This is a genomic window from Allofournierella massiliensis (assembly GCF_004345265.1).
Taxonomy (GTDB): Bacteria; Bacillota; Clostridia; order Oscillospirales; family Ruminococcaceae; genus Allofournierella; species Allofournierella massiliensis.
Map to the genome: position 1 here is coordinate 24,649 of NZ_SLUM01000027.1, position 14,021 is coordinate 38,669.

14 protein-coding genes are annotated in these 14,021 nt (G+C 58.5%); 5 read left to right on the forward strand and 9 right to left on the reverse strand.

The features are described 5' to 3' along the window. Positions 1–31: 31 nt before the first annotated feature. From EDD77_RS14260 to dnaA, 9 genes are all read right to left on the reverse strand, one after another. A complete protein-coding gene (locus EDD77_RS14260; RefSeq protein WP_058963425.1) occupies positions 32–250 on the reverse strand; it encodes a helix-turn-helix domain-containing protein in 219 nt (72 codons plus the stop codon). 16 nt (positions 251–266) lie between these two features. Further along, positions 267–734: a DUF2975 domain-containing protein gene (locus tag EDD77_RS14265; RefSeq protein WP_058963426.1), complete on the reverse strand. Its 468-nt coding sequence runs from the start codon at positions 732–734 to the stop codon at positions 267–269. A 251-nt stretch (positions 735–985) separates the two neighbouring features. Then, positions 986–3,541: a DNA gyrase subunit A gene (gyrA, locus tag EDD77_RS14270; protein WP_058963427.1), complete on the reverse strand. Its 2,556-nt coding sequence runs from the start codon at positions 3,539–3,541 to the stop codon at positions 986–988. 19 nt (positions 3,542–3,560) lie between these two features. Beyond that, positions 3,561–5,504 carry a DNA topoisomerase (ATP-hydrolyzing) subunit B gene (gene gyrB, locus EDD77_RS14275; protein ID WP_058963428.1) on the reverse strand — a complete coding sequence of 648 codons (1,944 nt, stop codon included), beginning with the start codon at positions 5,502–5,504 and terminating at the stop codon, positions 3,561–3,563. An 87-nt stretch (positions 5,505–5,591) separates the two neighbouring features. After that, positions 5,592–5,858, reverse strand: a complete 267-nt coding sequence (gene remB / locus EDD77_RS14280; protein WP_058963429.1) for an extracellular matrix regulator RemB — start codon at positions 5,856–5,858, stop codon at positions 5,592–5,594. 245 nt (positions 5,859–6,103) lie between these two features. Beyond that, complete coding sequence (gene recF, locus EDD77_RS14285; RefSeq protein WP_058963430.1) at positions 6,104–7,192, reverse strand: DNA replication/repair protein RecF; 1,089 nt, start codon at positions 7,190–7,192, stop codon at positions 6,104–6,106. A 4-nt stretch (positions 7,193–7,196) separates the two neighbouring features. Continuing rightward, positions 7,197–7,412: an RNA-binding S4 domain-containing protein gene (locus tag EDD77_RS14290; RefSeq protein WP_058963431.1), complete on the reverse strand. Its 216-nt coding sequence runs from the start codon at positions 7,410–7,412 to the stop codon at positions 7,197–7,199. A gap of 298 nt (positions 7,413–7,710) precedes the next feature. After that, a complete protein-coding gene (gene dnaN / locus EDD77_RS14295; protein ID WP_058963432.1) occupies positions 7,711–8,817 on the reverse strand; it encodes a DNA polymerase III subunit beta in 1,107 nt (368 codons plus the stop codon). 497 nt (positions 8,818–9,314) lie between these two features. Beyond that, positions 9,315–10,637 (reverse strand): chromosomal replication initiator protein DnaA, encoded by a 1,323-nt coding sequence (dnaA, locus tag EDD77_RS14300; protein WP_058963433.1) that lies wholly within the window; start codon positions 10,635–10,637, stop codon positions 9,315–9,317. A gap of 351 nt (positions 10,638–10,988) precedes the next feature. Here dnaA and rpmH point away from each other — a divergent pair, with 351 nt between their 5' ends. The 5 genes from rpmH (at position 10,989) to jag (ending at position 13,962) form a co-directional block, all read left to right on the forward strand. Beyond that, a complete protein-coding gene (rpmH, locus tag EDD77_RS14305) occupies positions 10,989–11,123 on the forward strand; it encodes a 50S ribosomal protein L34 (RefSeq protein WP_058963434.1) in 135 nt (44 codons plus the stop codon). Between the two features lie 93 nt (positions 11,124–11,216). Then, the gene (gene rnpA / locus EDD77_RS14310) at positions 11,217–11,549 is read left to right on the forward strand and encodes a ribonuclease P protein component (protein WP_058963435.1); all 333 of its coding nucleotides are present in this window, start codon (positions 11,217–11,219) and stop codon (positions 11,547–11,549) included. Continuing rightward, the gene (yidD, locus tag EDD77_RS14315) at positions 11,546–11,806 is read left to right on the forward strand and encodes a membrane protein insertion efficiency factor YidD (protein WP_058963436.1); all 261 of its coding nucleotides are present in this window, start codon (positions 11,546–11,548) and stop codon (positions 11,804–11,806) included. The genes rnpA and yidD overlap by 4 nt, the downstream gene beginning before the upstream one ends. A gap of 128 nt (positions 11,807–11,934) precedes the next feature. Further along, positions 11,935–12,960 carry a YidC/Oxa1 family membrane protein insertase gene (locus tag EDD77_RS14320; protein ID WP_058963437.1) on the forward strand — a complete coding sequence of 342 codons (1,026 nt, stop codon included), beginning with the start codon at positions 11,935–11,937 and terminating at the stop codon, positions 12,958–12,960. A 3-nt stretch (positions 12,961–12,963) separates the two neighbouring features. Continuing rightward, positions 12,964–13,962: an RNA-binding cell elongation regulator Jag/EloR gene (gene jag, locus EDD77_RS14325; protein WP_058963438.1), complete on the forward strand. Its 999-nt coding sequence runs from the start codon at positions 12,964–12,966 to the stop codon at positions 13,960–13,962. Positions 13,963–14,021 lie beyond the last annotated feature (59 nt).

Genomic DNA, 14,021 nt, shown 5'->3' on the forward strand with positions numbered 1-14,021 from the left:
AAGCTCCTCCTTTGCTCGGTGATCGTGTTTGTTACTGCGTGCCGTCCTCCGGCACATATTCCAGCAGGTCCGCCGGCTGGCAGTCCAGCGCCTTGCACAGCGCCTCCAGCGTGGAGAACCGCACCGCCTTGGCCTTGTTGTTTTTCAGGATGGACAGGTTGGCCGGGGTGATGCCCACCCGCTCGGCCAGCTCGCCCGCGCTGATCTTGCGCCTGGCCATCATCACATCCAGATTGATCACAATCGGCATTGCTTTCTTCGCCTCCTCACACCGTCAGGTCCAGTTCGTCCTTCATTTCGCAGGCCTGCCGGAACACGTTCTGCACAATGCGCAGAATCAACGCCATAAAGGCTGCCGCCACCATCACCAGCAGATAGGGCAGATAATAGAGGGCGCTGGCCAGACAGATGGCCGCCACCACCCAGCAGCAGCGGCTGAGCACGGCAAGACAGGTGACATTCTGCTCCACAAACACCTGCCCCTTGTCCAGATTGGCCAGCAGCCGGTACAGCCGGTACAGGGCAAAATAGGCCGGGATGCTGGCCGCGTAAAGGGTGAGCAGGAACAGCGCCTGCCAGGGCAGATCAGCCGTCAGCCGGTAGCGGGTCCAGCTCAAGAACCATTCCACCAGCCAGTAGGCCGCCACATCCACGCCCACCAGCACACCCAGAAAGACCTTCACCAGCAGCTGGGAGATGGCCAGACTGCCCACGGCGTCGTTTTGCTGTTTCATATCCCGTTTCCTCCATTTCGCCCGGCGAACAGCCGGGGCTGTTTTGTTGCTACCACTCTACCACAGGTTTTATTGATTTTCAAGTCTTTTTTATCGTTTTTCGATATTTTTTAATTGTTTTTCAAGGGAACAGTGTTCCATGTGGAACATGTTCTTTTCTTGTTCCGGCATTTTCTGCAAAAAACACCCGTCTGCTTTTGAACAGCAAACGGGTGTTTTTATCAAATTTTATTCAAGCAAAAGGGAAGGGCTTATTCTTCCTCGTCGTCCGCTTCGGCAGGTTCCTCCGCCTGAGCGGCTTCCTCAGCGGCCAGAGCGGCCAGCTCCTCCTCGCTCAGGGCTTCCTCCGGCTCGTTCTCCGGCTTTTCCACCTCGGCGTCGTCGGAATGCTCGGTGCGGGCCACGGTGACCACCCGGTCGCCCTCGCCCAGACGCATCACGCGCACACCGCTGCCGTAGCGGCTCTGGATGTTGATGTCCGCCGCGTGCATGCGGATGATGATGCCCTCCTGGCTGATGAGGATGATATCGTCCTCTTCCTCCAGCACCTTGATGCCGGCAACCTCGCCCTTGCCGTAGTTGCGGATGCCCTTACCGCCGCGGCTCTGCAGGCGGTAGTCATCGATGCGGCTGCGGCGGCCCTTGCCGTTCTCGGTCACGGTGAACACAGTGGCGCCGGGATGTACCACGCCAACGCCCACCACGTAGTCGCCCTCGGCCAGCCGGATAGCGCGCACGCCATGGCCCAGTCGGCCCATGCTGCGGGCGTCCTGCTCGTTGAAGCGGATGGCCAGGCCGTCGTGGGTGGCCACGATCAGCTCATCCTCACCGGTGGTGATCTGGGTCCAGGCCAGGCTGTCGCCCTCGTACATGCTCACCGCCAGCAGGCCGCTCTTGCGGATGTTGGCGTAGGCCTCGATGGGGGTACGCTTGATGACGCCCTGACGGGTGACCATGACCAGATAGCCCTCGGCATTTTCGGCGGGCATACGCAGCATGCTGGTGACCTTTTCGCCGTTCTGCAAGGGCAGCAGGTTCACGATGTTGGTGCCGCGGGAGGTGCGGCTGCCCTCGTAGATCTGGTAGCCCTTCAGCCGGTAAACGCGGCCCTGATCGGTGACGAAAAGCACGAAGTCGTGGGTGGAACCGATGAACAGCTCCTCCACAAAGTCCTCGTCCTTGTGGGACAGGCCGGAAATACCGCGGCCGCCGCGCTTCTGCACCTGATAGGTGTCCTGAGGCTGGCGCTTGATGTAGCCCTCGTGGGTGAGGGTAAACACGCACTGCTCCACCGGGATCAGATCCTCGATGTCCACCTCGCCGGACACATGGGCGATCTCGGTGCGGCGGTCGTCGCCATACTTCTCCTTGAGGGCGGTCAGCTCCTCTTTTACAATGGCATAGACCTTTTCGTCGCTGGCCAGAATGGCGCGCCACTCGGTGATATGACCCTGCAGCTCGGCCAGCTCGCTCTCGATCTTCAGAATTTCCAGACCGGCCAACTGGCCCAGACGGAAGGCGCAGATGGCGGCAGCCTGCACTTCATCAAAGCCGAACTGCTCCATGATGGCGGCGCGGGCCTCGGCCTGGCCGCCCTTGCAGGCGCGGATGGTGGCGATGATCTCGTCCACGATGTCGGTGGCACGCTTCAGACCTTCCAGAATGTGGGCGCGCTCCTCAGCCTTCTTCAGATCAAAGGCGGTGCGCCGGCGCACGACCTGCGCCTGGAACGCCACATAGCGCTCCAGCATGGTTTTCAGGGTCATGGTCTTGGGCACGCCGCCGTCCAGTGCCAGCAGATGCACGCCCACGGTGTCCTGCAGCTGGGTATAGCGGTACAGCTGGTTCAGCACCACCTGAGGGTTCGCGTCCTTTTTCAGCTCGATGACGATCCGCATGCCGTGGCGGTTGGACTCGTCGTTCAGATCGCTGATGCCCTCGATGCGCTTTTCCTTCACCAGATCCGCGATGTTCTCGATCAGGCGGGCCTTGTTGACCATGTAGGGGATCTCGGTGACGATGATCTGGAACCGGCCGTTCTTCTTCTCCTCGATCTCGGCGCGGCCGCGCAGGGTGATCTTGCCGCGGCCGGTGGCGTAGGCGGCACGGATGCCGCTGCGGCCCATGATGATGCCGCCGGTGGGGAAGTCGGGGCCCTTGATGTGCTCCATCAGGCCGGCCAGGTCGATGTCCGGATCGTCGATCAGGGCCACCGCGCCCTCGATGACCTCGGTCAGGTTATGGGGCGGGATGTTGGTGGCCATACCCACGGCGATGCCGGTGGAACCGTTTACCAGCAGGTTGGGGAACCGGCTGGGCAGCACGGTGGGCTCCTTTTTGGTCTCGTCGAAGTTCAGGCCGAAGTCCACGGTATCCTTCTCGATGTCGGTGAGCAGATCCACCGCCATCTTGCTCATGCGGGCCTCGGTGTAACGGTAGGCAGCCGGGGGGTCGCCGTCCACGCTACCGAAGTTACCCTGGCCATCCACCAGAGGATAGCGCATGGAGAAATCCTGCGCCAGACGAACCATGGCGTCATAAACCGACGCGTCACCGTGGGGGTGGTAAGAACCCAGCACGGCGCCCACGGTATCCGCACTCTTGCGGTAGGGGTGGCTGGGGTCGTTGCCGCGCTCGTACATGGTGTAAAGGATGCGGCGGTGCACCGGCTTCAGGCCGTCGCGCACATCCGGCAGAGCACGGGATACGATAACGGACATGGAATAGTCCAGAAAGGCCCGTTCGATCTCGTCTTTTACGTCCCGGACGATGAGATGCGTGCCCGGGGTTACGCTGTTTTCGATCATAGTTTCCGTTTCCTTTCCATTACACATCCAGATTGGCGTATTCCGCGTTCTTTTCGATGAACTGGCGGCGCGGCTCCACCTTGTCGCCCATCAGGATGGTGAAGGCCTCGTCGGCCTTTTCCGCGTCCTCGATGGAGATCTGCACGATGACCCGGTTGTCCGGATTCATGGTGGTTTCCCACAGCTGCTCGGGGTTCATCTCACCAAGGCCCTTATAGCGGTTGATTTTCACGCCCTGGCCCATCTCGGCGCTCATCTGGGTCATTTCCGGCTCGTTGTAGGCATAGCGCACGTCCTTGCCCTTGGTCAGCTTGAACAGGGGAGGCTGTGCGATGTACACATAGCCGCCCTCAATCAGCGGGCGCATGAACCGGAAGAAGAAGGTGAGCATCAGGGTGCAGATATGGCTGCCGTCCACGTCCGCATCGGCCATGATAAAGACCTTGTGGTAGCGCAGCTTCTCGATATCGAATTCCTCGCCGATGCCGCAGCCCAGCGCGGTGACCACGGGCATGAGCTTTTCGTTGCCGTAGACCTTGTCCAGGCGGGCCTTTTCCACGTTCAGCATCTTGCCCCACAGCGGCAGGATGGCCTGAATGTTGGAGTCGCGGCCCATCTTGGCGCTGCCGCCGGCGGAATCACCCTCGACGATGAAGATTTCAGTCTTGGAGGGGTCCTTTTCCCGGCAGTCGGCCAGCTTGCCGGGCATACGGCTGGTTTCCAGCGCACTCTTGCGGCGAACCAGATCCCGGGCTTTTCGGGCAGCTTCCCGGGCGCGGGCGGCCTGAGTGGCCTTCTCGTAGATGGCCTTGGCCACGCCGGGGTTCTCTTCCAGAAATTCCTTCAGCTTATCGTAGACCATGCCGGAAACCAGGCTGCGCACCTCGGTGTTGCCCAGCTTGGCCTTGGTCTGGCCCTCGAACTGGGCCTCGGTGAGCTTGACGCTGATCACGCAGGTCAGGCCCTCGCGCACGTCGTTGCCGGTCAGGTTGTCGTCCTTGTCCTTCAGATAGCCCTTTTCCCGGCCGAAATCATTGATCACGCGGGTGAGGGCATTTTTAAAGCCTTCCTCATGGGTACCGCCGTCCGGAGTGTTCACGTTGTTGGCAAAGGACAGAATCAGCTCGTTAAAGCTGTCGTTGTACTGCATGGCCACCTCGGCGATAATGTCGTCCTTCTGGCCCTTCAGGTGGATGACCTGGGGATGCAGCACGGTATTGTCCCGCTTCTTCTGCAGATATTCCACGAAGCTGGCAATGCCGCCCTCGTAGTGCATGCTTTCGCGCACCACCTCGTCGCCCCGTTCGTCGGTGAAGGTGATGCGGACGCCCGCGTTCAGGAAGGCCTCCTCCCGCAGGCGGATCAGCAGAGTCTCGTAATCATAGACGGTGGTTTCGGTGAACATCACCGGATCCGCCTTGAAGCGCACGGTGGTGCCGGTGGAGGCGGCGGGGCCCAGCTTTTTCAGGGGTGCATCCGGCACGCCCCGCTGGAACCGCTGGTAGTATTCATAGCCATCCTTGCGGACGATGACCTCCAGCCACTCACTCAGGGCGTTTACCACGCTGGAGCCCACGCCGTGCAGGCCGCCGGCCACCTTATAGCCGGAATTTTCGCCGCCGAACTTGCCGCCGGCGTGCAGCACGGTGAGAACAACGGTCACGGCGGGGATGCCCAGCTTGGGCTGGATATCCACGGGAATACCGCGGCCGTTATCGGTGACTTCTATCACGTCGCCCTTCTTGATGGTGACTTCGATGTGGTCGCAGAAGCCCGCCAGCGCCTCGTCGATGGCGTTGTCCACGATCTCGTAGACCAGATGGTGCAGGCCCTTGGGGCCGGTGGAGCCGATGTACATGCCCGGCCGTTTGCGCACCGCTTCCAGCCCTTCCAGCACCTGGATCTGGCTGCCGTCGTACTGGTCGGCGCCCTCCTGCGGCTGCTTGTTCAATTCTTCTGCCATTGTTTTGCCTCCTGTTGTTTCTGGGCGGGTTTCAGCCGCCCGGTGCGCGCCGTGCGCGCTCGTTCCTTTTGTGTGAAAAATGCCCCGTCACACACTGCCCAGCTGATCCAGCCGACCGCAGCGTTTTTCCAGTGTTTTGGACGAGATGGGGCTGATAAATACCGTTTCGTCCGGGAAGTCCGTTACCACGAAGCTCTTGGGAAGCTCGTCGCTCAGGGTAACCACCGCGCCCTCAGTTTCCGCGTGCCGCAAAAATGCCCGCGTATTCTTGGAGATCGAGGTGGTTTCAATATCAAAAATCCCGATGATATCCCTTGTATGGACCACATAGTCCTGCCCTAAATGCAAATACATTTTTTACCTACCCGACCGGTGGTTTGTACCGATTCGTTTATCCTTTCGCACCCGATTCTTCTCAGCAAGGGCCGCTGACCGTCCTGTTGCCCCGATCTTCGGCACAGAGTCATGTTCTTTCGAATCTGGGCCCGGCAGCCTCAATCAGGCCGCGGCAGATTCTTTTCTGTCTGCTTTTTCGATAAGCCTGCGAAGCAGGGAAGAGCAGCCGATATTTTCCCGGCCGGATGCAAAAGAGGTGTTTTTTATAGCTTTTCCAGCACGCCGCCCTCCATCCGGAACAATTCGCCCTCGGTTTTGTGGAACAGGCTGGAATCGCAGGCCGTCACGATGGTCTGCTTCTGGCGCATCCGGGTGAGCAGGTATTCCTGCCGGGTGGCGTCCAGCTCGCTGAGCACGTCGTCCAGCAGCATCACCGGGTGCTCCCCGGTGATCTCCTGCGCGCAGCTGGCCTCTGCCAGCTTCAAACTCAACACCGCACTCCGCTGCTGGCCCTGGCTGGCAAACAGCTTTGCCGGCTGACCGTCCATCAGCACCGAGAAATCCTCCCGGTGCGGGCCTGCCGTGGAAAAGCCCGCCTTCAGATCAGCTTTCCGGCTTTCCCGCAGGGTTTCCAAAAGGCCTTTTTCATCGAAGCTGGGCTGATACACCAGCTCCAGCTCCTCGCTGCCCTGGGAAATATCCCGGTAATTGGCGGTAACCAGCGGCCGCAGCCGCTTCATATACTCCATTCGGCGCAGCGTAAGCTCCTGCCCGTAGCGGGCCAGCTCCTCGTCGAACACGTCCAGCATCTGGGCGGCGCCCGGTGTGCGGTCATAATGCTTGAGCAGGGCGTTTTTCTGGGTCAGCAGACGGGCATACCGCCGCCATGCTGCCAGATATCCCGGATACAACTGGCACAGCGCCGCATCCAGAAAGCGCCGCCGTCCCTCCGGGCTGCCCTTCACCAGGCTCAGATTGCCCGGCTCGAACACCACCGCCGTAAAGCTGCCCGCCAGTGCCGAGGCGCGGCCCAGATCCACCCCGTTGCGTTTGGCCGTCCGGCCCGGGCGGGGAGTATCCCGCCCGCCGATGGTCAGATAAATCTGGTTTTCCTGCCCGTCACTGGTCTCGGTTTGGGCCTGCAGCACCGAAAACGGCTGATCCCGGGCAATCAGCTCCGCGTCCTTTGCACCCCGGAAGCTCTTGCCGCCGGTGAGCAGCCACACTGCCTCCAGCAGATTGGTCTTGCCCTGACCGTTTTTGCCGCAGATCACCGTAAGCTCCGGGCATGGAGTGAAATCCGCCTGCCGGATATTCCGGTAATTCTGTAGCGAAAGCTCCTTCAGCCGCATGGGCTTACTGTCCGTCGGCCACGGTTACAGTGCGGCCTTCCAGCGTTACGGTATCGCCCGGTCGCAGCTTTTTGCCCCGCATTTCACATACCTCGCCGTTCACCAGCACCTGGCCGGCTTGGATCAGCACCTTGGCCTCACCGCCGGTTTCCACCATACCTGCCAGCTTGAGCAGCGCGTCCAGTTTGATAAATTCCGTATGGATCAGAATTCGTTCCATCGTATCAGTTCCTTTGCATTTTGGGTTGAATGTGTGAGTTTTTTGCCTCATTGCCTGTTTTCAGGCTTCAGCGCCCGGCAAACAGGTCTAAAAACGTTTTTTGACCTGTTCAAGGGAAAAATCCTTATCGAAGCGAAAACCGCTTGAATACGCACAGAAGCGGAGGATGCGTTGGGGACCCGGTTTTGCCAGCAGTCCTCAAACACCCTGCCGGCTTGGCAGCGTACGCTGTTTCGAGACCGTTTATTTATACATCCGGATATGCACAGTCTCATCCGGCAGGCAACAATTGTCCAGATCAGTCATTTTTAAAGCGTACCGGCAATACCAGATAGATGAAATCTTCGCCTTCCTCAGGCAGAATTTTCACCGGACTCAGCGGGCCGCTCAGCTCCAGTACCACTTTTTCGCAGCGGGCGTTGCGCAGGGCATCCAGCAGATAGCGGTTGTTGAAGCCGATCTCCACCGGATCGCCTTCCACCTGGGCGGAAAATTCGTCCACAACCTTGCCCAGGTTGGTCTGGCAGCGCACGGTCACCTTGCCGGAAGCATCGAAGAGGATGCGCAGCGGGTTTTTCAGCCGCTCGGTGATGATCAGGCTGGCGCGCTCGATGGTATCGATGAAATCTCTGGTCTCCAGAACCACCCGGGTCTTGCAGCCGTTCGGGATCACATTGGCATAATTGAGGAATTCGCCCTCGATCAGGCGGGAGAGAATGGTATAGTTCCCGGAATTGAAGACCACAAAGCGACGGTTGGCGGAGATGCGCACGTCGTCCTCGTCATCACCCAGCAGCTTGTTCACCTCGGTGAGCGTTTTGGCGGGAATGATGATGCGGATGTGCTTTTCCGCCTGAACCGGACGCTCCACAATGGCCAGCCGGTAACCGTCCAGTGCAACGACGGTCAGCTTGTCTTCTTCAATGGCGAACAGCTCGCCGGTATGAGCAGGTTTTTTGTCGTCCTGGCTTACGGCGTAAAGAGTTTTTTCGATCATGCCCCGCAGCATACCGGCCTTGATGGTTAGCGTATGGTCTGCACCGGGGGTGGGAAGATCCGGATAATCGGATGCGCTCATGGCTAAGATGTCGAATTCCGCCACGCCGCCCTTAATGGTGGCATTGCCGGATTCATTGGTATAGATGCTTACCTCACCGCTGGGCAGGCGGCGAACCATGTCTCCCAGCAGCTTTGCAGACAGAACGATTTCACCGGCCTGGCGAACGTTGGCCTCGATGGTGGTGGTGATGCCCATTTCCAGATCATAGCCGGTAAGGGTGAGCTGAAAACCTTCCGCTTTCAGAAGGATGCCTTCCAGAGCGGGAATTGAGGATCGAAGTGTGACGGCTTTCGACACACCATCAATGGCACTGGACAGAAGGGCTTTGTCGCAAACAATGTTCATGCAGATGCTCCTTTCTTGCGATGGAAAAGTGATTTTGGTCTTCAAATAGCATAGTTTCAGGTAGACGTAGTAATAGGGGGTGTGAAAACTGTGGAAAAACGGCGCGAAGCCTTTTGAAGACCGGGTTTGTGGGCTGTGGAAAGGTGAGCCCGCTTTGTTTAAAAATTGTGGATAAGCGAAAAATGAAAAGTTTTACACAGGCCCTGTGAAAAAGCCTTTGTTGAATGTTGAAAACAAACAGAAAAACTTTTTGCCTGCGCAGGGCACTGTTTTAAGGAAATATTGCAGTTTGTATAATTTAGAAAGTCACGAAACGTGTCGCGGCAGGTATGGGAAAAACCGCGCAGAGAGCCAATTTTTGCAAAAGGCGCAGGGCGCGGTGAAGCGTTATAAAGAGATGAAAAAAGAAAGATAAGCAGCGGCCAAAAACAGGTACAGCCGGCAGGTGCGCCATGCTGTACCCGATGTGCGAAAGGGGCGGCCCGCTCGTATGGCCTTTAGGAGCGGACGTTTTTAATGATATCCTCCACCGTTTCCTTCAGGTGGCGGTCGTTGTTCAGATTGTTCTCCATGGATTTCAGGGAGTACACGATGGTGGAGTGGTCCCGGCCGCCGAATTCCTTGCCGATGTCCTCCATGCTCATGCCGGTGATTTCGCGCACCACATAGATGGCGGTCTGGCGGGCGGAGGAGATGTTGGCGGTGCGGCGCATGCCACGGATCTCCGCGGGGGTCACGTTATAGGTGCGGCCAACCTCGCCGATGATCTTCTCGATGGTCACCGGCACCGGCTGGGTTTCATTCAGAATATCCTTGATGGCGTTCTGGGCCACGCCGATCACAGGCTGGATGCCCTCCAGCATGTAGTAGGCGTTCAGTTTTTTCACCGCGCCTTCCAGCTGACGGATGTTGTTTTTCAGATGGTTTGCGATGAATTCGGCCACGTCGTCCGGCATGTCCAGATTGAACAGCTCGGCCTTGCGGCGGATGATGGCTACTCGGGTCTCGAAGTCCGGCGGCTGAATGTCCGCGGTGAGGCCCCACTCGAAACGGGTGCGCAGCCGCTCCTCCAGGCTCTTGATCTCCTTGGCGGGGCGATCGCTGGCCAGCACAATCTGCTTGCCGGCGTTGTGCAGTGTGTTAAAGGTGTGGAAGAACTCCTCCTGAGTACTTTCCTTACCGGCAATGAACTGGATATCGTCCACCAGAAGCACGTCTGCCGCACGGTACTTCTGGCGGAAGCTCTCGGTGTTGCCCTCCCGGATGGCGGTGATGATCTCGTTGGTGAACTTTTCGCAGTCCACATATACAATATTAAAGTCCGGGTGGTTTTTCTTGATCTCCACCTGGATGGCGTTGAGCAGGTGCGTTTTACCGAGGCCGGACTGACCGTAGATGAACAGGGGATTGTAGGCCCCGGAGGGATTGGAGGCCACGGCCTGAGCAGCCGCATAGGCGAACTGGTTGGAGGGGCCCTTGATGAAGTTTTCGAAGGTGAAGTCGTATTTGCCGCTGGGTGCGCTTACCGGAGCAGGTTTTTCCGGTTCCGGGGCAGGCTTTTCCGGGGCGGCTGCGGGCACGACGAGCTCCACCTCCACGTCGAAGCCCAGCACGGCGGCCAGAGCTTCCTTCAGCAGAGGCGTATAGCGATCCCGCACGATGGTGCAGATAAAATCATTGCGCACAGCCAGCACAACCTTGCCGCTGCCCTCGAAGCTCACCGCCTCCAGCCCGTCGATGTACAGGTTGTAGGTGGCGTCCACCAGGCGCTCCTTGCAGTAGGCCTTCGCTGCGCTTAAAACGTCGTTAAAGGAATCCATAGGCAAAAACGCTCCATTGTTGAAAATTAGTATCTGATTGATTATATCATAAAAAAACGACCTTTACAATGTTATTTATTATACTATAGCTATAATACGGGCTGGAAGGGGGCTAAAAACGCTTTTCGGCCAGCGGGCAAAGGGGGCACAAAGGCCCGCCGGTGCGGCGTTTACAGGGCAAAACAGGGCAAACAGGGCCAAAACAGCCTGTAAAGCAAAAAACTTTGCGGAAAGTGTTGACAAAGGCGGAAATCATCCGCTATACTTTTATGATGCAAGGTCATCTGTGTATCTACACAGAGAAAATCAATAAAATCTGCCCCATTGCGGGGCCTTTTGGAGGATATCGTCATGAAAAGAACTTTTCAGCCCAAGAAGCGTCAGCGCAGTGGTGTGCACGGCTTTCTGAAGAGAATGGCCAGCAAGAACGGCCGCAAGGTGATCGCTGCCCGTCGTGCCAAGGGCCGCGCCAAGCTGTCTGCCTGAGTGTTAAAACAAAGCCCCGCTTTCTTTAAGCGGGCAAGCTTGCAAGGCCACTGAGTTGTTAGTGGCCTTGTTTTTCCATACGGGGGAAGATCCATGCGCTATCGGCCGATCACCCGCAACAAGGAGTTTGCCCGGGCCTATGCCCGGGGAAAGGCCTTTGTGCATCCTAAACTGGTGTTGTATGTGATGAAAAACCGCCTGGGGCACACCCGGGTTGGCATTACTGCAACCAAAAAAATCGGCAACGCCGTGCACCGGAACCGGGCACGGCGGGTTATCCGTGCCGCCTTGCACCAGACGCTGCCCTATGATGTGGGCGGGCTTGACCTGGTGTTTGTGGCCCGGGGCCAGACCACCCGCTGCAAAAGCGGCGAGGTGCAGAAGGCTGCCGAACAGCTGCTGAAAAACGCGGGCCTGGTCAGATGATCGCCCGCGTTTTAGTGCTACCCATAAAGTGGTATAAGAAATACATCTCGCCCCATCTGGGCACCAATTGCCGTTTTCTTCCCACCTGCAGCGAATATGCCATGGAGGCGCTGCTCACCCACGGCGCGGTGAAGGGAAGCATTCTGGCGGCATGGCGCATTCTGCGCTGCAATCCTCTGTGCAAAGGCGGTTATGATCCGGTTCCCCCGAAGGGCCGATGGAAAAACGATGACCGCCGCCTGTTCCGCGGCCATTGACTGCGGGCTGCACACCTTTCTTCTATTTTGCCCCTTGTGACGCGCCCCGTTTTGCGCCGGGGACGTGTCCTACGAAAAAATCTACAAAAGCCCTGGCGCGCAAACGGGGCGGATAGGAAACAAGAATTATGGGAATTTTAGGCATTCTCGGCACGCCCCTTGGTTATGTGCTGCAGTGGATCTACCAGTTTGTGGGCAACTACGGCTGGTCCATCATCCTGTTCACAGTGATCGTGCGCCTGCTGTCCTTCCCGCTGCAGATCAAGCAGCAGAAGAGCACCGCCCGGATGGCTGCGTACCAGCCGATGATCCAGGAGATCCAGAAAAAGTACGCCAAGGACAAGGAAAAGCAGAACGAAGAGCTGATGCGCATGCAGCAGGAGTACGGCTATAACCCTGCCGCCGGCTGTGCGCCCATGCTGATCAACTTCCTGGTGATCTTCGGCATCATCGAGGTGGTGTACCGCCCGCTGAAGTACATCATGCACCTGCCTGCCGAGGCGCTGAACGCCGCGGCCGAGCAGCTGGGCATGGCGGCCAACAACTACATGGCCCAGAGCGAGATCATCAAGCAGGTTCAGCTGGATCCCAATGTGTTCGGCAACATCTTTACCGCCGAGCAGATTGAAGCCATGCAGAACTTCAATGTGAACTTCTTTGGCATCAACCTGATGGATAAGCCCGGCTTTGCGCTGAACACCCTGCTGATCTTCCCCATCCTGAGCATCATCACCATGGCCATGCTGAACGTGATCACCATGAAGATGAGCGGCCAGCAGATGCAGGGCAGCATGAAGTGGATGCCCTGGATCACCAGCCTGATGTTTGTCTGGTTCGCCTTCCAGGTACCTGTGGGCTTCTCTTTGTATTACACTGTGTCTAACCTGTTTATGTTTATCCAGAGCGTAATCCTGCGCAAGATGTATGACCCCGAGAAACTGAAGGTGGAAATTGCGGCGGAGATCGAGGCCAAGAAGCTGGAGCGCAAGGCAAAAAAACAGGTGACCATTGTGGAGAACGGCAAGGAAACCACCCGTTCGGTCAATGAAGCGGAACTGAACCGGCTGCGTCTGGAAATGGCCCGCAAGCTGGATGAGGAAAAATACAAGGACGAGCGGACCGTGCCCCTGAGCCAGCTGAACAAGGAGGAATGAGTCATGCGTGAAGTGATCGTTACCGGGAAAACCGTGGAGGAGGCCACCGAGGCCGCCTGCGCCCAGCTGGGCCTTCCCCGGGAGGAAGTGAGCATCGAAATTCTGGAGATGCCGGTGCACCGGTTGTTCAAAAAGATTCCTGCCAAGGTGCGTGCCACCGTGCAGGAGCCGGAGGTGGAAACCCCGGCTGAACCTGAGGTGAAACCCGAGCAGGCAGCTGAGCCCAAGGAAGAGCCGGCTGCCCCCGAAAAGGCCACCGAAGAAGAGGAAAAGACTGCCCAGCCCCAGCCGGCGGAAACCGTCGAGCAGGTGGAGATTGACAGCAACGAAAAGCTGGCGGCCGCCGTTGCCTACCTGAAGGAGATCTTTACCCTGATGGGCGCCGGCGACGTGGAGATCCATGTGGAGAAGCAGGGCGAGGCCCACATCGTGAAGGTGGAAGGTGAGGACGTTGGCGTTCTGATCGGCCATCGGGGCGAGACCATGGAGAGCCTTTCCTATCTGGCGGGCCTTGCGGCAAACCGCCTGGGTGGCGACTACCTGAAGCTGGGCCTGGATGTGGCCGGCTACCGGGGCAAACGGGAAAAGGATCTGGAAGCTCTGGCCCGCCGTATGGGCGCTAAGGTGGCCAAGACCGGCCGCAGCTACGCCATGGATCCCATGAACCCCTACGAGCGGCGCATCATTCACAGCACCATCAGCACCATGGAGGGTCTGCGCAGTGAGTCCAAGGGTGAGGGTGCAGATCGCCGCGTGGTGATCTACTCCACCGACCCCAACGCCCAGAACCGCAGCCGTGGCCGCGGTCAGCGTGGTGGCCGCGGTCAGCGCGGCGGCCGTGACCGCAAGGGCGGCCCCAAGGGCGAGCGGCGCAGCAGTGTGCCCGGCCGGGAGTTTGCCAATGCGCAGCGCAGCGAGGGTGCAGCGCCCGTTGCCCCCAAGCGCACGCAGCTGATTGACGATGCCGAAGGCTTTGCCCTGTATGGCAAGATTGAGCTGTAAACGTGGCGCAAGCTGATTGATACATAAAAACCGCGGCGTGCGGCCCTGTTCGGGAAGCT

What these genes read in the sequence shown, in the direction of transcription:
- EDD77_RS14260 (WP_058963425.1), bottom strand. Translation starts at nt 250, where the DNA reads ATGCCGATTGTGATCAATCTGGATGTGATGATGGCCAGGCGCAAGATC.
- EDD77_RS14265 (WP_058963426.1), bottom strand. Translation starts at nt 734, where the DNA reads ATGAAACAGCAAAACGACGCCGTGGGCAGTCTGGCCATCTCCCAGCTG.
- gyrA (WP_058963427.1), bottom strand. Translation starts at nt 3,541, where the DNA reads ATGATCGAAAACAGCGTAACCCCGGGCACGCATCTCATCGTCCGGGAC.
- gyrB (WP_058963428.1), bottom strand. Translation starts at nt 5,504, where the DNA reads ATGGCAGAAGAATTGAACAAGCAGCCGCAGGAGGGCGCCGACCAGTAC.
- remB (WP_058963429.1), bottom strand. Translation starts at nt 5,858, where the DNA reads ATGTATTTGCATTTAGGGCAGGACTATGTGGTCCATACAAGGGATATC.
- recF (WP_058963430.1), bottom strand. Translation starts at nt 7,192, where the DNA reads ATGCGGCTGAAGGAGCTTTCGCTACAGAATTACCGGAATATCCGGCAG.
- EDD77_RS14290 (WP_058963431.1), bottom strand. Translation starts at nt 7,412, where the DNA reads ATGGAACGAATTCTGATCCATACGGAATTTATCAAACTGGACGCGCTG.
- dnaN (WP_058963432.1), bottom strand. Translation starts at nt 8,817, where the DNA reads ATGAACATTGTTTGCGACAAAGCCCTTCTGTCCAGTGCCATTGATGGT.
- dnaA (WP_058963433.1), bottom strand. Translation starts at nt 10,637, where the DNA reads ATGGATTCCTTTAACGACGTTTTAAGCGCAGCGAAGGCCTACTGCAAG.
- rpmH (WP_058963434.1), top strand. Translation starts at nt 10,989, where the DNA reads ATGAAAAGAACTTTTCAGCCCAAGAAGCGTCAGCGCAGTGGTGTGCAC.
- rnpA (WP_058963435.1), top strand. Translation starts at nt 11,217, where the DNA reads ATGCGCTATCGGCCGATCACCCGCAACAAGGAGTTTGCCCGGGCCTAT.
- yidD (WP_058963436.1), top strand. Translation starts at nt 11,546, where the DNA reads ATGATCGCCCGCGTTTTAGTGCTACCCATAAAGTGGTATAAGAAATAC.
- EDD77_RS14320 (WP_058963437.1), top strand. Translation starts at nt 11,935, where the DNA reads ATGGGAATTTTAGGCATTCTCGGCACGCCCCTTGGTTATGTGCTGCAG.
- jag (WP_058963438.1), top strand. Translation starts at nt 12,964, where the DNA reads ATGCGTGAAGTGATCGTTACCGGGAAAACCGTGGAGGAGGCCACCGAG.